Origin of the sequence: Flavobacterium arsenatis, assembly GCF_031456785.1 — a bacterium.
Taxonomy (GTDB): Bacteria; Bacteroidota; Bacteroidia; order Flavobacteriales; family Flavobacteriaceae; genus Flavobacterium; species Flavobacterium arsenatis.
On sequence record NZ_JAVDVI010000003.1, the window covers coordinates 132,560 to 152,328 of the forward strand.

Sequence of the window (19,769 nt, forward strand, 5' to 3'; positions counted from 1 at the left end):
CAAAATCTGAAGTCTAAAATCTAAAATCTAAAATGATATACCAAAGAAGTAATCAGCTTTTTGTTGAAGCAGAAAAAGTAATTCCTGGGGGTGTAAATTCCCCAGTAAGGGCTTTCAAAGCAGTGGGAGGAACGCCAATTTTTGTAAAATATGCTAGAGGAGCCTATTTGTATGATGAAGACGACAGAAGATTGATCGACTACATCAACTCTTGGGGGCCAATGATTTTAGGTCATGCTTATGAGCCTGTTGTTGAAGCTGTAATCAGTCGAGCAAAACTGGGAACTTCTTTCGGAATGCCAACTGCTTTAGAAACTGAAATTGCAACTTTGGCTGTAAATATGGTACCTGGAATTGACAAAATCAGGTTTGTAAATTCAGGGACAGAAGCTTGTATGAGTGCCATTCGTTTGGCCAGAGGATTTACAAACAGAGATAAAATCATCAAATTTGCAGGTTGCTACCACGGTCATTCCGACTCATTTTTGATTCAGGCAGGAAGCGGAGCTGTTACTTTTGGTTCGCCAAATAGTCCAGGTGTTACAGCAGGGACGGCCAAAGATACTTTATTGGCAAATTATAATGATTTAGAAAGTGTTGAAACTTTAATAAATGCTAACAAAGGCGAAATCGCTTCCATAATTATTGAACCAGTTGCTGGAAACATGGGCTGTATTCCGCCTCAAGAAGGGTTTTTAGAAGGATTGAGAACACTTTGTGACGATAATGGCATCTTGCTTATTTTCGATGAAGTAATGACCGGTTTCCGTCTTGCAAAAGGTGGAGCCCAGGAATTATACAACATCCAAGCCGATATTGTTTGCTTCGGAAAAGTAATTGGTGGAGGTTTGCCTGTTGGTGCATTTGCAGCAAGAGAAGAAATTATGAATTATCTCGCTCCAGTTGGACCTGTTTATCAAGCAGGAACATTGTCTGGAAATCCGTTGGCTATGGCTGCCGGTTTGGCAATGTTGAAGGCTTTGAATGAAGATGAAGAAATTTTTAAGAGATTGGATGCAAAAACAGCTTATCTGGAAGCTGGAATAGACAAGGTTCTAAAAGAAAATAATGTGGAATTCACCATCAATAGGGTTGGGTCAATGATATCGGTTCATTTTGATCCTGAACCGGTTGTGGATTTCAAAACTGCAGGAAAAGGCGATAATCCATTGTTCAAGAAATTCTTCCACGGATTATTGAAAGAGGGAATTTACATCGCTCCATCTGCTTATGAAACATGGTTCATAACGGATGCATTGAGCTATGAAGATTTAGATTTTACGATAGAAGCGGTAAAGAAAGTGTCAAAATCATTTTAAATAAAAAACGTCCTGATTTTCAGGACGTTTTTTTATGAAAGAAGTATTTTTTATTTTGTCAATTTGTTAAACAATTTGGTATTAGCTTTCAGCTTAGCGAAATCTGCAGTTCCTAAAAGCTCCTCTAAACGAGCTGTAATGAATTGATTTACGGCATCTTTTCTATCTTGAGATAAATCATTTTTCAATTCTCTATGTTTAGTCTCGAAAGTCTTGATAAGATTAGCTTTTGTAGATTCGTTAGTGATACTAACAACTTCATTCAATGCTTTGAAATCTTTTTCAGCAACTTCAAGAGTGGTCAATTCCTTTGCTGGAGTTACCTTTGCTGGACTTGATTTTACTGGAGTTTTTTTGACTTGAGCACTTGCTCCAAGAGCAAAAAACAATGCCAATGCTACAAATATATTTTTCATAATTAATAAAAATTAGTTTTTAAGTTGTGTCAAATCTAATTAATTTTAGATAAAGACACAACTTTTATTTTTATTACTTCTTTTCCATTTTCTTTCCTTGATGTTTTTTCATTCCTTTTTTGAAATGATTTTTTTTATCGTCCTTCATTTTCTCCCATTTTTCAACTTGTTCAGGGGTAAGGATTTTTTTCACCCTTTCTTTCATGGCGATTTTTTCGTCTAGCATTTTGTTTTTCATCACAAAACGTTCATCGGCTGTTAGTTTCTTGTTGCTCTCCTTTGCAGATTTCATATCTGCTTTTAAGGCTTCACGTTTTGTGGTTTGTTCAGCAATGATTTTAGCCATTTCTTTTTGTTGTGAAGCGTTTAAGTCAAGCTTAAGAGTCAATTCCTTTAAGCGTAATTGATTCCTTTGCTCTGGAGTAAGTTGCTCTATTTCTGCTCTTTGTGCTTTTCTGTTTTCTTTCGAAATTTTTTCTTGTGCAAAACTTGTCATTCCAACAAATAATAATGCAATTGCAATTAATTTTTTCATGATATTTTTTTTAAAGTTATATCACTTGGACATTAAGCAATTGAAAAGGTTTAATTGGATTAGTGAAATTTTAAAGTCTATGATTTTTCCAGTCATAAAAAAGGAGCTCAATTTGAACTCCTTTTCATTCTTTGATATGTATTGAGATTAACCAACCAATTCCACAATTTTTGAATCCCCATCCACAACAACTTTTGTCAAGCCTTGTTTAGAAAGGCCTTTCATTGAGATATCCCATTTTTTTCCGCTTAAACCTGAATTTAATTTCAAAGAGTTCAAATCCATTTTATTTTCGTTAGCTTTTAATAAGGCAATAACCAATTTTTCTTCTTCGGTAAGTTCTACTTGTTTCTTTTCCGGACGCATTTGTGGGAAAAATAAAACTTCTTGAATAGAAGCATTATTGGTCAAGAACATGATCAATCGGTCCATACCAATTCCAAGTCCAGATGTTGGTGGCATTCCGTATTCTAAAGCTCTTAAGAAGTCTTCGTCAATGAATTGTCCTGCTTCGTCATCCCCTTTTTCGGCTAGTTTTAATTGGGCTTCAAAACGCTCCCTTTGGTCAATTGGATCATTAAGTTCAGAATAGGCATTTGCTATTTCTTTTCCGCAAACCATCAGCTCAAAACGCTCTGTCAGTTCAGGATTGTCGCGGTGTTCTTTGCATAAAGGCGACATTTCTTTTGGATAATCAGTAATAAAAGTAGGCTGGATAAAATTTCCTTCGCATTTGGCTCCAAAAATCTCATCAATCAGTTTTCCTTTACCCATTGTGTTATCCACATCAATTCCCATTCCTCTTGCGGCTGTAAAAAGCTCTTCTTCGGTTTTGCCAGAAATATCAAAACCTGTATACTTTATGATGGCATCGGTCATGGTAACTCTTGCATAAGGTGCTTTGAAATCAACTTTATGTTCGCCAAAAGTAGTTTCTGAAGTACCGTTTACGGCAATTGCACAATGTTCGAGCAATTTCTCTGTGAACTTCATCATCCAGTTGTAATCCTTGTAGGCTACGTAGATTTCCATAGCCGTAAATTCCGGGTTGTGAGTTCTGTCCATTCCTTCGTTACGAAAGTTTTTCGAGAATTCATAAACGCCGTCAAAACCACCAACGATTAATCTTTTCAGATACAGTTCGTTTGCAATTCTCAAATATAATGGAATATCCAAAGCATTATGATGTGAAATAAAAGGTCGGGCTGCAGCACCACCTGCAATTGCTTGCAAAATTGGTGTTTCAACTTCCATATAACCGGCTTCGTTGAAGAAATTTCGCATGGCAGTGAACAATTTTGTTCGTTTCATGAAAACTTCTTTCACATTTGGGTTTACTACCAAATCTACATAACGCATTCTGTAGCGTAATTCTGCATCGTTGAAGGCATCGTGCACTTTTCCGTCTTCATCCACTTTTGGTAAAGGTAGTGGTCGAAGCGTTTTGCTTAATATTGAGAAATTGTCTACTCTGATGCATTGGGCTCCTACTTTTGTGGTGAATAATTCGCCTTCAACTCCTATAAAATCACCTAAATCAGTCAGTTTCTTAAAAACTTGATTGTAAAGTGTTTTGTCTTCTTCTGGGCAAATTACATCGCGGTTCAGATACAATTGAATTCGGCCTTCGCTATCCTGCAATTCAGCAAAACAAGCTTTTCCTTGGTCCCGAACACTCATCAAACGGCCTGCAACTACAACCTTCTTACCTTCTTCGAAGCTTTCCTTTATTTGCTTTGAAGTGTGATTTACTGGGAATAAATTCGCAGGATAGGGGTTGATGCCGAGTTCACGCAAGGTTCCGAGTTTTTCTCTTCGGATGATTTCTTGTTCTGATAGTGCCATTTTGATGTAAATTTTTGAAGTTGCAAATGTAGGGTATAAGTTTGAAAGTCGCAAAGTTTCAAATGGTTGGATTTTGGCTGAAAGATTATTTTTTGGGTAAAGTTTCCAACGGCGAAGCTAGCCCCGGTATTAGTGGAAAGCTCCGGCTTTTTAAGGCTATTTTTTCCTCAAGAAAAAGAGCGACCAGAGGAAGCTCCTTTTTGTTGTTTGGAAAAAAAGCCTTAAAGAGCTCGACTTGGAACGTTGACGGGATTGGCTCTATAAATAAAAGTTAAAAAGAGTGTTGGTTTTATAATGTAGATTTATTTTTTTCGTTAGTTTATGCGAGAAAATATCTACCAAATGAGAATAAAATTTTTACGAACTTTAATTTTGATGTTTCTTGTTAGTGCCTGTCATTTAAAAGAAGAGGTTTACATTAACGAAGATGGAAGTGGAAACGTGACGGCTGAATCATTACGTGATGAAAGCATTTATATGAAATATCTTGGTGAGGACTATTTTAAGGAGCAAGAATTTGTTGATTCGACTTATGTGGTTAAGGATGTTATTGCGAAAGAGCAAGAAACTTTTGATGTTTTTTTAGAGGAATATCAGGCCTTGTTGCGGAAATATGAGAATGTGAAGGTGCATATTAAGAAGGATTCTTATGCAAAAGAGTATCGAACTACGATTTCTACACCTTTTAAGAATATCAATGATGCGGGAGATTTGTCGCATGTGACGGATTACGTTGATGATTTGCAAAATAATTATGCAATAAATCCAAGTAGGAAGCGAACCATTTTTGCTTATAATTTTGATGGAACCACTTTTCGACGAACTTTTAAGGTTTTGAATCAGGAGCGATATGATGAATATAAAGAAACGATTGAGCTTTATAAACCGATCCTGCATATTGGAAACTGTAGTTATACAGCGAATTATCATTTTCCGAGAAAAATAAAATCGGTTTCACATACTGATGCAATTCTATCGGAAGATAGAAAAAGTCTGACATTGAAGTTGCCAATGCTGGATTGTTTGGAAAAACCTGAATTGGCTTTTTTAGAAGTTGTCTTGGAGGATTAAATTGTGAGATTCTTTTGAAAATAAATCTGAACAAAGCCGTAAATTTGCAAAATGAACAAGTCAGTACAACTTCAGGATTTAGGAAGAAAAGATTATAATGAAACATGGCAGTATCAGGAAACGTTGTTCAAGGATATTGTGGATTTGAAAATCCGAAATAGGAGAGAGGAAGCTAATCTTGAAACTCCAAACCATTTTCTTTTTGTTGAACATCCACACGTTTATACGTTAGGAAAAAGTGGCGACTTGAGTAATTTATTGCTTTCCGAAAAGCAGTTGGAGGCTAAAGGTGCTACTTTTTATAAAATTAACCGTGGTGGAGATATTACTTATCATGGTCCCGGTCAGATTGTAGGCTACCCTATCTTAGATTTAGAAAATTTCTTTACCGACATCCACAAATATTTACGATTCTTGGAAGAAGCAATTATCCTAACGCTTGCTGATTATGGTATAAAATCTACCAGAAGCGAAGGCGAAACAGGAGTATGGCTCGATGCTGGAACACCATTTGCCCGAAAAATTTGTGCAATGGGAGTTCGTGCTTCACGTTGGGTCACAATGCATGGATTGGCTTTGAATGTAAATGTCGATTTGGGATATTTTGATAATATTATTCCATGTGGCATCCGAGGAAAAGCCGTTACTTCTTTAAATGTTGAACTTGGTGTAGAAAAAGTGGATGAATCAGAAGTAAAGGAAAGAATCTTAAAGCATTTTGCTGCGCTTTTTGGGTGTCATTTCAATCTTCAATCTTCAATCTAAAATCTACAATTATAAATCTAACTCCAATTGTTCCGGAAGTAGCCTAAAACTCATCCGGTGGTATTTTGTTGTTCCATATTTTTGGATGGCTTCTCTATGCTCTTTTGTAGGATAGCCTTTGTTTTGTTTCCAGTTATACATAGGGTATTCTTCGTGTATCTTGTTCATATATTGATCACGATATGTTTTTGCTAAAACCGAAGCGGCTGCAATACTCGTATATAGAGAATCGCCTTTAATGATACAACTGTGAGGAATGTTTTCAAGCGGTTTAAATCGATTTCCATCTACTATGATATATAAAGGAGTAGTATTTAATTTGAGAATACATTCTTGCATTGCTTTAATGGAAGCGTTCAAGATATTTATTTCGTCTATAATTATTGGTTCAAGATGGGTGACTGAGAAACAAACGGCTTGCTGTTCAATTAGGGGTTTTAATAAATCTCTGGTTTTTTCAGAGAGTTTTTTCGAGTCGTTAAGCAGATTTAAGGTGAAATTTTCGGGCAAAATGACAGCGGCGGCGGTTACGGGACCGGCTAAACAACCTCTTCCGGCTTCATCTGTACCAGCTTCGAGGGTAAAATTGGAAAAATTATTAAGTAGCATAAAAGTTTTTTGATGCTTTAAAGTTGGTTTTTAAAGTGATTTTGGAATGCTAAAATTAAGTTTTTTTTATTTATTTCCTAGTATAAGATTATGATTAAGTTAAATTATCATAACGCTGAAAAAGGTTATAAACAAAGGGATTTAAGTATTTGAGATTTAATGAATTAAAAAGTATTTTAGAGAATTATTTAAGAAAAGTGAATATTATAACGCAACCTTTTTAAAATTAGTTCATCTAAACAGAGAATAATGTAGTGAAAGAAGCAAGTTATTGAAAACTCTTCAAAAGTTAATTTTCAGATTATTCATTGTAAATATTTGTTTAATTAAGAAATTATTAAGAAGTTTGCGGAATAACTAATTCAAATTAAATTTTATATGAGATCGAAATTCAAATGGATTTTTGCGCTATTATTAGCGTTTTCTATGCAGTTTTCGTTTGCACAAGAAAAAACAATCACAGGTATTGTTACGGAAAAAGGAATGCCTTTACCAGGTGTTTCTGTTGTAGTCAAAGGTACTACAGTTGGTACGCAAACTGATTTTGATGGTAAATATTCTATCAAAGCTAGTTCAGGACAAGTTATTGAGTTTACCTATGTTGGTTTTAAAACACAATCAGCAACTGTTGGAGCTTCAAATTCTGTTAATGTTGTAATGGAAGAAGATTCACAGCAATTAGGTGAAGTTGTTGTAGTAGCTTATGGTGTTCAGACAAAAGAATCTTTAACAGGTTCTGTTGGTGAGGTAAAAGCAGAGGCGATTACAAAAATCACTTCAGGTAACGTAACGCAAGGTTTGGTAGGTAAAGTTGCGGGTGTTCAGGTTTTTAACAATAATGGTTTGCCGGGTGAGCCTGCTGTAATTCGTTTTAGAGGTATAGGTTCGCTTAGTGCGTCGGCTGCTCCTTTGTATGTTGTTGACGGTGTTCCGTTTAACGGTGATGTTGCTTCTATAAATAATAATGACATAGAGTCCATGTCGTTTTTGAAAGATGCATCAGCGGCAGCGCTTTATGGAAATAGAGGTGCGAATGGTGTAATCATTATTACAACTAAAAAAGGTAAAAACAAGAAGACGGTAATTACTGTTGACTCTAAATCTGGTTTTGCTTCACGTGCAGTGCCTGAGTATGATATTATGACGGGTCAAAAAGAATATTATGAAGGTTATCATCAGGCATTGAAGAATGGTTTTATGTTTGGTCCTTCTAATTTAAGTGCTGCTGCTGCTTCAAATGCTGCAAGTGCTGGTTTGATAAATGGAGAGTTGGGATTAAATTATAATGCGTATAGAGATGTGCCGAATGGTTCTTTGGTAGATCCTTTAACAGGTAGATTGAATCCAAATGCTACTTCGTTGAAGTATAATGAAGATTGGTCTGATTATTTATTTGGAGATGGGTTTTTTACTCAAAGTCATATGAGTGTATCGGGTGGTACTGAAAACTCTACTCACTTCTTTTCTGTTGGATACGAAAAAAATGATGGATATGTGGTTAATTCTGGTTTAGAGAAAATTACTACAAGACTAAAGTTTGATTCTCAAGTTACAGATAAATTTAAAGTAGGGGCTAATCTTGCATATTCACATAATACACAAAATGCTCCTGATGGATGGGATGGAGGAGGTACTTACAGTAGTCCATTTGGTTGGGTACGTAACATAGCACCAATTTATCCTGTAAGATTATATGATGCGGCTGGAAATCCAGTTTTAGGACCAACCGGTACTCATTTGTTTGATGATGGAACTGGAGTGGGTGGTTCGCCAGTAAGACCTTATGGGTCTTTACAGCATCCTTATGCTACTGCTGTAAATGATGTTAAAAAATACCAGACAGATAACTTGTTTGCCACTGGATTTTTAGAGTATAAGATTGCTGATGGATTGAAGTTTACTTATACCTTAACAGGAGACTTGTTTTCGTCTACTTATAAATCTTTGGATACTCCTCTATATGGTGATGCAGTAAATGTAGGTGGTAGAGTCAATTATCAGGCAAGCAGAACAATGTCTTATACGCAACAGCAGTTGTTGAATTATAACAAGTCTTTCGGTAACCATAATTTTGATGTTTTATTAGGACATGAAACACTTGATAGGCAAAGAGATTTTATTAGTGCTAATCGTTCTAGATTGCTATTGCCGAACAGTCCGGTTTTAAATCATGCTGGGGTTAACCAAGGTCATTCTGGAGGAGGTAGTCTTTATTCTACTGAAGGTTTTTTCAGCCGTTTGGCTTATGATTATGACAATAAGTATTATATCAATGCAAGTGTTAGAAGAGATGGTTCTTCTAGATTTCATCAAGATAACAGATGGGGTACTTTCTATGGTTTAGGTGCTTCTTGGAGAGTTTCTCAAGAAAGTTTCTTAAAAGATGTTTCCTGGTTGGATGAATTAAAATTAAAAGCCAGTTATGGTGAGCAAGGAAATGATAATATTACTGATGCTATTGGAGCTGAAGTTGGTGCTACTGTTGATTTTCCTTATGCCGATCAATACAGTGTTTTTTTGACAAATACTGATGATGGTTTGAATTTTACTAGAGTTTATGTCGGTAATAAGGATATTACTTGGGAAACTAATGCTAATTTCAATGCTGGATTCGATATTAGTTTGTTTGATAGAAGATTAAATGTAGAAGCAGAATATTTTCAAAGAAACGTTACAGACATGCTTTTCTTGAGACCTTTAGGGCCATCAAGTGGTGGTTCATTTAAACCAGAAAACATTGGTGATATGACTAATAAAGGAATAGAGTTAACAATCAATGCAGATGTAATTAGAGGTCAAGATTTCCAGTTTGCTGTTAACTTTAATGCTACTCATTATAAAAACGAAATTACAAGATTGCCTGAACTTCCTGGTCGTGAGGGTAACAATATTGTTGTTAATAATCAGCGTCGTTTTATAGAAGGTGGTGGTGCTTATGATTATTTCATGCAGGAATTTGCTGGGGTTAATCCGGCTACTGGAGCAGCTTTGTTTTGGATGGATGATGCTGCAAATCCTGGACAGAGAATTTTAACAGAAAATTATACTGATGCAGATCGTTATGACACTGGAAAATCAGCATTAAGTGATGTTTATGGAGGTTTCGGTTTTGATATGAAGTATAAAGGTTTCGATCTTGGAGTTGGTTTTGCTTACCAAATGGGAGGTTATTCTTATGATGGTATTTATATGGGACTTATTTCGCTTGATGAAAGAGGTCAAAATCTACATAGAGATTTTTCTCAAACATGGACTTCTGATAATACAGGAGGTACGCTTCCTAGAGTTGATGTTGGAAATCCAAATCAATATTATAATACTTCTACACTTGGTCTTATTAAGTCTGATTATTTGAGTATCCAAAATATATCTTTAGGATATACATTTAAACAAGCTTTTGTTGAACAAATGGGATTGGGTAGCTTAAGATTCTATGGATTGGTAGATAACGTAGCTCTTTGGTCTAAAAGAAAAGGATTCGATCCACGTGTAGGTGGTGTGACGGGTGGTTCAGATAATAAGTATTCATTATTGAGAACTGTTTCGTTTGGAGTTAATATTCAATTTTAATAATAATAGTTATGAAAAATAATTTTAATGCTTTATTTGCGATGGTATTCATACTGATACTGTCGTCCTGTTCAGACAACTTTTTGGAAAGTGATTCAGAAAGTTTGGTTTCAACTGGGCAGTTACAGGATTTGGCTAGTTCTTCGCCCGAAGCTAGTTTGCTTTTGACTTCTGGGTTAGAAGGAGGAAATAATCTTTTCCTAAATGATTTTAATACAGCTGGTAATGGAAATATTCATGATGATTTCGGTCACATGGCTGTTAATCTGGGAACTGATTTGATGAGTAATGATATGGTTCAGGTAGCCTCTCATTGGTTTGTTAATTATTATAATTATACTGCACGTACTGAGCCTTCTATACGTACTGATATGGTTTGGAAATTTTATTATAAAGTGATTTATAATATGAATGAGGGTCTTGCATTGGTGCCACAAGGCACAGAAATTGAAGAACTGAAACAAATTAGAGGGCGTATGCTGGCAATGAGAGGTTATGCATATTTTCAATTAATCCGTCTTTATGGAAACGGAGAATTAGGTATTCCAGTTTACACTACTGATTTAACCTTCCCTGAAAGACGTCCAACTTCTGAAATCAAAGAATTGATTATTGATGATTTGGAAGAGGCTTACACTTTGTTAGGATCTTATACTAGACCTAATAAAGTGGCTATTGACAAAAATGTTGTTGCTGGTTTCTTGGCAAGATATTACTTGGAGTATGGATCTTATGCTGAGGCAGCTAATTATGCTGTGATAGCTAGAACCGGTCATCCTTTAATGACAGATGTTTTTGATGGTTTTAATAAAATCACAAATTCTGAATGGATTTGGGGAGCTGATATCAATACAGTAACTTCAACAGTTTATGCATCTTTTTTCTCTCAGATAGGGAATTTAAATCCTGGTTACGCTGGACAGTTAGGAATTTATAAGTCAGTTGATAGAAGAATTTTTGATAACATTTCAGCTACAGATTCAAGAAAAGGTTGGTTTGTTGATAACGGAAATCCTTTTGGATTGCCTAAATATGCAAATATAAAATTTGTGGATGATACTAATTTCGAAGGAGATTATGTGTTCATGCGTTCTGCTGAAATGTTCTTGATTGAGGCTGAAGCAAAAGCGTTGAGCGGAGATGAAGCTGGAGCGAGACAAGCATTATATAATTTGGTTTCTACAAGAGATGCAGGTTATAATTTGTCATCTAACAGCGGACCTGCCTTGCTTAATGAAATCCGTTTTCAAAGAAAATTGGAGTTATGGGGTGAAGGTTTTGCTTTCTTTGATATGAAAAGATGGAATATGGCTCTAGAGCGTGATTATGCAGGTACGAATCATGTTTCGTTCGGATTGTTTAATTATCCTGCTGCTTCTCCTAAGTTTGTTTTTCAAATTCCTCAATCTGAAATTAATGGTAACCCTTTAATAGGAGATCAAAATCCTCTTTAATAATTAATAAAGTTTATTATGAAAAATGTTTATAAAATAGTCGGGGTATTGTTTGTATCACTACTTTTCAATAGTTGTGAGGAAAATGATGTTGCCTCGATAAATGATGTACCGTTTAATTCAGTATCTTTTCCACGACCTACTATTTTGGCGGATATACATCCAGCGACTCCGGTTTATGAATTAGAAGTTAATGTTACTAAGCCTTCTAACGTTGATAGGACTTTTACAGTTGTAAATGTGCCTTTTGCAGATATACCTGGTAATGATCAGCTAATTGAAGCTACATCGGCAGATTACACCTTTAATGGGCAGATTACTGTTCCTGCTGGTTCTGTAAAAGGGTATGGTCAGATTAATATCACGCCTGGAAATCTTGTAGTGGGAGTTACTAAAACAATGGCTTTTGATTTGGTTTCACCAGGTGAAGATGGTAAGTTTACTAATGGTAAAGATCGTGTTGTGTTTAGTTTTACTAGAGCATGTGGCGATGGTCAAAGTAAAGCTACATTGCTAATAACCTTTGATCAATATGCAGATGAGACTTCTTGGGAGCTTTACCGTGGTTCTACGTTAGTTGATGGAGATGGTCCTTATGTTCGTGGTAGAGCAACATTTGAAAAGTCATTCTGTTTGATTCCTGGGGAGTATACTTTCGTCCTTTATGATTCTTATGGAGATGGTATATGTTGTGCAACTGGTAATGGAGCATATTCTATAAAAGTTGGAGGAGAGACATTAATATCTGGAGCACCTACAGGAGTTTTTCAAGAGATTAAAACGTTTGTTATTCAATAGCAATAAATCTAATTTTTTTTTAAAAGAGCTATCAAAATTTGATAGCTCTTTTTTTATAATTTTTTTTGTATATTGTAAGTTTATTTTGAGATTATGAATTTTCAGAAAATTTTTTCATTTTTACTATTACTCATGTCGGGATTTTGCTTTTCTCAAGGGGAAGCAAATTTTTGGTATTTTGGTGATAATTGTGGATTAAATTTCAATTCTGGTTCGCCAACAGTAATTCATGATGGTGAATTATCTACAGAAGAAGGCTGTTCTTCAATTTCTACTCCTTTTGGAGAATTGTTGTTTTATACAGATGGAATGAATGTATATGATAAAAGCCATCAAATTATGCCTAATGGAACGGGGTTATATGGTAATATTTCAAGTACGCAATCTTCTATTATACTTCCTAAACCAGGTTCTTCTTCAATTTATTATATTTTTACAGTTCCTAATTTGGGTACAGGTGCGTTAAGATATTCAGAAGTAGATATGGAACTAAATAATGGTCTTGGAGATGTAAATGAAGTGAAAAATGTATCGTTAATAAGTCCTGTTTGTGAAAAATTAACTGTAGTCAGAAATTCCGAAGGTAATGGTTTTTGGGTCATAACACATGGATTTAGCGGGATGTTTAGTGATACAGGTGATAGTTTTTTTTCTTTTTCTGTAACAAGTGAAGGTGTTAATCCCAATCCAGTAATTAGTCAAGTTGGAGCAGTTATTGATGGATTGCTTTATCATACGATAGGTTATCTTAAAGTTTCTCCTAATGGTAAGAAAATCATATCCGCTAATTATGGTCTGTTAACCGAATTGTTTGATTTTAATAGAGAAACTGGGCAAATAACTAATCCAAAAATTATTTCTACTAATCATAGTTGTTATGGAGTTGAGTTTTCTTTATCGGGTAATTTGGTTTATTTAACTACTGGTGAGGGGGCAAAGCTCGATGAATTACATCAATATGATTTAACAGTACAGGATATTCCTTCGTCAAAGAAAATTATTCACACTGAAAGTGATGGCGGAGAAATGTATGCATTGCAAATGGCTCCGGATTTTAAGATTTATGTGGCTATGTCAGGAACTAACTATTTGAGTGTGATTAATGATCCTGAAGTTTTAGGAACTGGCTGTAATTTTGCAAGAAACAGTATTGATGTTAGTCCAGGTGTAGTGATGAATGGATTGCCACAATTCAATCAATCCTATTTTTATGGTTCAATATTAGCAGATAATCTTTGCCTTGGGAGTTCAACAGCATTTAAATTTTTATCTGATATAGAGATAAATACTATTCATTGGGATTTTGGAGATGGAAATTCTTCAAATCTTTTGGCTCCTGTCCATTCCTATCAGAATGCAGGAAATTATACAGTAACAGTAACAGCAACTTCCAATGACGGAACTGTTTCCAAGCAAAAAGACATAACAATTTACACACCGCCAGTAATTGCAGATGAAAGCCTTGACGTATTTTTATGTAGCGAAAATATTGAATCTATTGATTTGACACAATATGATTATTTTTATTTGGATCAGCAGACATCGTCGTCTTATGGAGTTAGTTATTTTGATTCTTATCAAAAAGCACTGAACGATGGACAAAAGATTGCAACTAACTATAATTTGACATTTGGGGAATCTGATATTTATGTTAGGGTTTTTCATTTGGAAAATAAAGAATGTGCAGTAGTTTCTAATTTTAAAATTAAATTATATCAAAAACCAAAACCTACAGTACTAAACGATATTTTTATTTGTGATGATATTGCGAATGATGGGTTAGGGGTGTTTGATCTTTCGTCCAATAATTTGATAGCATTAAATCAAGATTCGAATTCCTTTAGAGTGTCTTATCATTTAAGTGAATCTGAAGCTGAATTAGGTGAAAATGATTTAGAAAATTCCTTTTCAAATAGTTCTAATCCGCAACAGATTTTTGCAAGAATTTATAATGTACTCTCTGAAGATTGCTACGCTATTTCATCATTTAATGTTGGGTTCTATAAAATGCCTTTTGCAAATCAGCCATCTAATTTTTTCGGCTGTTATGATGAAAACGGGGCGGAATTTGATTTGAACCTACAAATACCATCTATTTTAGGAAATCAATCGTTAGACGAATTTGAAGTTTCATTTTATAAAAATATGGAAGATGCTATTAATGGGGAGGAAGAACTTCCATTGCTTTATAGCACACAATCAGTTTACGAAACTATTTACGCAAGAGTTAGTAACAGATTAAACGAAGAGTGTTTTGATATAACCAATTTTGAAATTTTTTCTAAAGCCAAACCAATTATAGAATTAAAGGATGTATATGCTATTTGTGAAGGTAGGGAATCGGTTAGAATTAACTTGCCAGTTGGATTTTCTTCTTATTTATGGTCGAATGGAGATGTCTCGAATCAAACTGAAATTTACGATTTAGGAAATCATTTTGTTACTGTATCAGAAGATTATGGAGACGTCGTTTGTTTTACAACCATTAATTTTATAGTTAGAAATTCAGGTTTGGCTACCATAAGAAATATTGAAATACAGGATTGGAATGGAATGCAAAATAGTTTGTTTGTACATGCAGAAGGAATAGGCGAGTATCATTATTCATTAGATGGAATCAATTTCCAGGACAATCCATATTTTGATAATCTTGCTTCAGGCGAATATACCGTGTATGTAAATGATATATATGGTTGCGGAACAGTTGAAGAAAAAGTTTTTTTATTAGATTATCCTAGATTTTTCACACCAAATAATGATGGATATAATGATTTCTGGAAGATTAAGTTTTCATCCGAAGAAGAGCCAAACTTAGAAGTTTTAATTTTTGACAGGTATGGGAAGCTATTAAAAAAGTTTTTTGGAGCTGAAAAAGGATGGGACGGCACCTTTGAAGGAAATAATCTCCCTTCTGATGATTATTGGTTTGTTGTCAATCGGCAAAATGGAATATTCAAGGGACATTTTACTTTAAAAAGATAAAACTACTACTGCCTTGCAAATTTTGAATAGCATTTATTTTCTTGGTAGATTATTTTCTTTAACTATAATTTTATATAGAGAATAATAGGGTTATTTTGATTCAAGATGTTTTAAATTTAGTCTAGTTGGATAACAAGTGATAGTCAAGTTTAACAGTTTGTTTTAATTTTTATTTATATATTTACCGCTTTAATAATTTAATTTTATGAACAAAAGTATATTTTTTGGAATTTTACTCACCACTTCGCTAGGTTTGGCTCAAAGTGAAAACGATAGAGAAAAGATTAGTAAATCCTACAATGTTGAGCGATTGGAAGAAGTAAAATCTTTACTAAAGAAAAAAGAAGAGTTACGTAACGCAAGGATTGAAAATTATATAGCTAGGAATACATCAATTCAAAGAGCATTCCAGTCAAATGGAGTGGGCTATGATTTGCTTGATATTATAGATGATAAGCCAATTTACAGAGCAACCGATAATGCAAGTTGTGCACTAGCTTCAAAAACAAATTCATTATATCCTGGTGGAGAATTAGGGTTAAGTTTGGAAGGTGAAAATATGATTGTTGGTGTTTGGGATGAAGGATATGCAAGAAAAGCCCATACTGAATTTTTAAATAATGCTGTTCCGCCAGTAACTAGGGTTTCTACTCCCGATACACCAAATCCTAATCCTGCAACTAATTTACATGGAACCCATGTAACAGGCACTGTTGGAGCTAGAGGAGCAAATGCCTCTGCAAAAGGGATGGCTCCAAAGGCAACACTAAAGTCTTATAATTGGACAAATGATGAAACAGAGGCCACTCTTGAAGCCGCAGCGGGATTGTTAATTTCAAACCATTCTTATGGTGTGCCAATTGTGAATGATGCAGGTGTGCAAACTGCACCAGCATGGATGATGGGATGCTATGATTCAAATGCACGTGACTGGGATTTAATTAGTTATGCAGCACCTTATTACTTAATGGTGGCTTCTGCTGGTAATAATGGAACTACTAGCTATGTAGGAGGTTTGATGACTGGTTATGATAAGCTTACAACGGATAAAAACGCAAAGAATAATCTGGTTGTAGCAAATGCAAATCCAACATTAAATCCAGTAACAGGTCAAATTAGTAATTTAGTTTTAAATTCAACTAGTAGTCAGGGACCTTCAGATGATGGTAGAATTAAACCAGATATCACAACGAAGGGAACAAGTGTATTATCAACATCTAATGTAGATAATACAACTTATACAACACTAACAGGAACTTCAATGGCTTCCCCAAATGCTGCAGGTTCATTATTGCTTTTACAGGAGCATTATCATAATTTGAATGACAGTTATATGAGAGCTTCTACCTTGAAAGGGTTGGTTTGTCACACTGCTTTGGATGATAATCAAAGAATAGGTCCAGATGCTAGGTTTGGTTGGGGATTTTTAGACGCCAAAGAGGCAGCTCAAACTATTACAAAAGATTTGAATAATGAGGCACTTATACTGGAACTTGAATTGAATGCTTTAAACCCTTCCTATACTACTAGTTTTTTTGTTTCCAATCCTGAAAAATTGAAGGCTACAATTTGTTGGACAGACCCAGCTGGAAACAGCCAGTCAAATGTATTAAACAGCAGTGTGCCAGCATTAATGAATGATTTAGATTTAAGAATAACAAATGGAACCGAAACATTTTTTCCTTGGAAACTACAATTAAGTAATGTTTCACTAGCTGCGATTAAAGGTGACAATGTGGTAGACAATGTTGAAAGAGTTGATGTTAGTTCAACAGTTACAGGTCAATACACTCTAACAGTTACTCATAAAAACTCTTTAATCAGTGGCAGCCAGAATTTCTCCTTGATTTTAACTGGAACAGGAATATCTTTAAATAGAGCTGAAAGTGAATTTAAGGCTTTAAGCATCTTCCCAAACCCAACAAATAATATTTTAAATTTTAGTATTGGTAATTTAGCAGAAATCAACAGCATTTCAATCATTGATGTAACTGGAAAAGTTATTACACCAAAATTTGATTTGAATGCTAAAACCATTGATGTTTCAAGCTTACAATCGGGTGTTTATTTCGTTAGATTCGACTCTGAAGGACAATCTTTGACCAGAAAGTTTATCAAAATATAAATTACAAGAATTCTAAGTAATTTTAATATAATCTGAACCCGCTTTATAGCGGGTTTTTTATTTTAGTTAACACAAAAAAAATTACCTTTGCTCAAATGTTTCACATCGATGGCAAAGAAGTTTTTACTATTTATATTTTTACTCTTATCGCTAACAACTTTTGCGCAAAGGAAGCAAAAAGGGAATCCAGCTCCTAGCAGTCAGAGTTCTGCTAATGACAGAAGTGGTAATCCTGATGCAGAAAAAAATGTCAAGCCAAAATCACCAAAAGCTCCTATAGATCTGTACCGCGTTATAACACTGGAAAGGGATACAACCTACATCGATACATCACTATCAATTCAAAAAGAATATATTTACAATTACCTTCGAAGAGACAGTTTCGGACTTTTAGCATTTGCAAACGAAGGACAAACCTATCAAACACTTCAATTTGGTTTAAACGATTTCTCCCCTTTTCCTGAATTCGGGTTTAAAGCCAAGCATTTTAATTTTCTAGAAGCCAACCAAATTAAGTATTATTCCGTTGCCACACCTTTAACCGAACTTTATTTCAAGACGGTCATGGAACAAGGACAGTCTTTAGACGCTTTTATTGCAGTAAACACATCCGAGAGATTAAATTTTTCCATAGCCTACAAAGGGCTCCGTTCGTTAGGTAAATATGTCAATCAGCTATCAAGCACAGGGAATTTTCGTTTTACAACCAGTTATCATACCTCAAGTAAGCGATACGCAGTCAATATGCACATCACCTCACAGGACATGTCCAACGGAGAAAATGGCGGAATTACAAATCCAGAAGATTTTGAAGGCAAAGATCAAGACTTTAGGGATCGGGCAAGGCTAAATGTTTACTTTCAAGACGCAACTTCTCTGCTTGATGGAAATCGCTATTTTGTTGACCATCATTTCCGATTTAATAAAGAAGAAGGAGAAAATAATCTATACATTGATCATCAATTCAATTACGAAAATAAGTTTTTCGAATACACCCAAACAAATCTAACATCCTTGATTCCAAGTGAACCACTGGATATTGTAGTGCAACGTTTTGGAGATTCTTACACATCTGGAAACATCAGAGACAAAACCCGTTACAACAGGATGTACAATAAACTTGGAGCAACCTATGAAAACAAAACCCTAGGTCAATTTCAGTTTTTCGTCGAAGATTTCAGATACAATCATTACTACAATTCCATCTTGATTTTTGATGATAAACCCACAATTCCAAGCTCTATTGGCGACCGAATCAATACTGTTGGCGGTCAATACCGTTACCAGAAAGGAAATTGGAACGGAAAAGCACTTTATTCAAATTCGATTTCAGACCAAGAAATGTCCAATTTAGATCTAACGGCGACTTATACCCTAAATGAAGACAACCTGTTTTCATTCCAATACCAAAATATAAGCAAGTTGCCCGATCATATCTACAATCTGTACCAAAGTAGCTATAAGGCTTACAATTGGGTAAACGATTTTAATAACGAAAAGATAAATAATTTCGAAGTAAAAGCCGAAACGCAATGGGCAAGTGCATCGCTACAGCTAACAACCCTAAACAATAAACTATATTTCAGCGATAATAGTACTGCACAAGATACCCTTCTAGTATCGCCAAAGCAATACGGTAATACTATAAATTACCTATCCCTAAAAATAAGCAAGGAAATAAGAGTGGGCAAATTTGCCCTAGACAATACCATTCTCTATCAAAAAGTAGATCAGGATAGTCCAATCTTGAATGTGCCCGAACTTGTTACGAGAAATACACTTTACTTCTCTGATCACTTTTTCAAGAAGGCAATGTTCCTCCAAACCGGTATAACATTTAATTATTTTACCAAATATTTCGCCAACGACTACAATCCATTGATCGGCGAATTCTATGTCCAAGATAAAAAGGAAATAGGTGAATTTCCCATGTTCGATTTCTTCATCAACGCTAAAATTCGCCAAACCCGAATCTATCTCAAAGCCGAACATTTCAATTCAAGCCTCACAGGCAACGATTTCTATTCTGCACCAAGCTACCCATATAGAGATTTTATGGTGCGTTTCGGTCTAGTGTGGAATTTCTTCCAATAAAATTTAGGAACGAAACGCTCGGGCATTTTCAGCAATCCATATTCCTGCTTTCCACAATAGTTTTTGTTCTGAACCCCAGAACAAAAAGCTATTTGCTCCAAATGAAATTCACTGAACTCAAATGAAAATAAATGTATAGTGAAGTAATCAGGGTTAGAGAAAAAGCCATAGTACTTTTGGAAACCA

At 34.9% G+C, this 19,769-nt stretch carries 13 protein-coding genes; 9 read left to right on the top strand and 4 right to left on the bottom strand.

Annotation, left to right across the window (positions count from 1 at the left end; translation table 11 throughout):
- The first annotated feature begins 32 nt into the window (after positions 1-32).
- Entirely contained in the window at positions 33-1,319 is a 1,287-nt protein-coding gene (gene hemL, locus J2X31_RS04660; protein ID WP_310024856.1) for a glutamate-1-semialdehyde 2,1-aminomutase, read from the top strand.
- A 50-nt stretch (positions 1,320-1,369) separates the two neighbouring features.
- Here hemL and J2X31_RS04665 read toward each other — a convergent pair whose 3' ends face one another.
- The 3 genes from J2X31_RS04665 to lysS all read right to left on the bottom strand — a co-directional run bounded on the left by J2X31_RS04665 (position 1,370) and on the right by lysS (position 4,115).
- A complete protein-coding gene (locus J2X31_RS04665) occupies positions 1,370-1,735 on the bottom strand; it encodes a hypothetical protein (RefSeq protein ID WP_310024857.1) in 366 nt (121 codons plus the stop codon).
- Positions 1,736-1,808: 73 nt separating this feature from the next.
- Entirely contained in the window at positions 1,809-2,270 is a 462-nt protein-coding gene (locus J2X31_RS04670) for a hypothetical protein (protein WP_310024858.1), read from the bottom strand.
- A gap of 147 nt (positions 2,271-2,417) precedes the next feature.
- Positions 2,418-4,115: a lysine--tRNA ligase gene (gene lysS / locus J2X31_RS04675; RefSeq protein WP_310024859.1), complete on the bottom strand. Its 1,698-nt coding sequence runs from the start codon at positions 4,113-4,115 to the stop codon at positions 2,418-2,420.
- Between the two features lie 342 nt (positions 4,116-4,457).
- Between lysS and J2X31_RS04680 the strand changes: the two genes are divergently transcribed.
- Both J2X31_RS04680 and lipB read left to right on the top strand, forming a co-directional pair.
- On the top strand, positions 4,458-5,186 hold the full coding sequence (locus J2X31_RS04680) for a hypothetical protein (protein ID WP_310024860.1): 729 nt from the start codon (positions 4,458-4,460) through the stop codon (positions 5,184-5,186).
- Between the two features lie 51 nt (positions 5,187-5,237).
- A complete protein-coding gene (lipB, locus tag J2X31_RS04685; RefSeq protein ID WP_310024863.1) occupies positions 5,238-5,951 on the top strand; it encodes a lipoyl(octanoyl) transferase LipB in 714 nt (237 codons plus the stop codon).
- 9 nt (positions 5,952-5,960) lie between these two features.
- Here the strand turns inward: lipB and rnhB are convergent, their stop codons facing one another.
- Positions 5,961-6,560 (bottom strand): ribonuclease HII, encoded by a 600-nt coding sequence (rnhB, locus tag J2X31_RS04690; RefSeq protein ID WP_310024866.1) that lies wholly within the window; start codon positions 6,558-6,560, stop codon positions 5,961-5,963.
- Positions 6,561-6,938: 378 nt separating this feature from the next.
- On the opposite strand from rnhB, the gene J2X31_RS04695 reads away from it, so the two are divergent.
- From J2X31_RS04695 to J2X31_RS04720, 6 genes are all read left to right on the top strand, one after another.
- A complete protein-coding gene (locus tag J2X31_RS04695) occupies positions 6,939-10,130 on the top strand; it encodes a SusC/RagA family TonB-linked outer membrane protein (RefSeq protein WP_310024869.1) in 3,192 nt (1,063 codons plus the stop codon).
- Between the two features lie 11 nt (positions 10,131-10,141).
- On the top strand, positions 10,142-11,584 hold the full coding sequence (locus tag J2X31_RS04700) for a RagB/SusD family nutrient uptake outer membrane protein (RefSeq protein ID WP_310024871.1): 1,443 nt from the start codon (positions 10,142-10,144) through the stop codon (positions 11,582-11,584).
- A gap of 18 nt (positions 11,585-11,602) precedes the next feature.
- Positions 11,603-12,382 carry a hypothetical protein gene (locus J2X31_RS04705; RefSeq protein WP_310024873.1) on the top strand — a complete coding sequence of 260 codons (780 nt, stop codon included), beginning with the start codon at positions 11,603-11,605 and terminating at the stop codon, positions 12,380-12,382.
- Positions 12,383-12,475: 93 nt separating this feature from the next.
- On the top strand, positions 12,476-15,364 hold the full coding sequence (locus J2X31_RS04710; protein WP_310024874.1) for an FIDD domain-containing protein: 2,889 nt from the start codon (positions 12,476-12,478) through the stop codon (positions 15,362-15,364).
- Positions 15,365-15,569: 205 nt separating this feature from the next.
- Positions 15,570-17,489 (top strand): S8 family serine peptidase, encoded by a 1,920-nt coding sequence (locus J2X31_RS04715; RefSeq protein WP_310024875.1) that lies wholly within the window; start codon positions 15,570-15,572, stop codon positions 17,487-17,489.
- 108 nt (positions 17,490-17,597) lie between these two features.
- Positions 17,598-19,583, top strand: a complete 1,986-nt coding sequence (locus J2X31_RS04720) for a putative porin (protein WP_310024876.1) — start codon at positions 17,598-17,600, stop codon at positions 19,581-19,583.
- Positions 19,584-19,769: the final 186 nt, after the last annotated feature.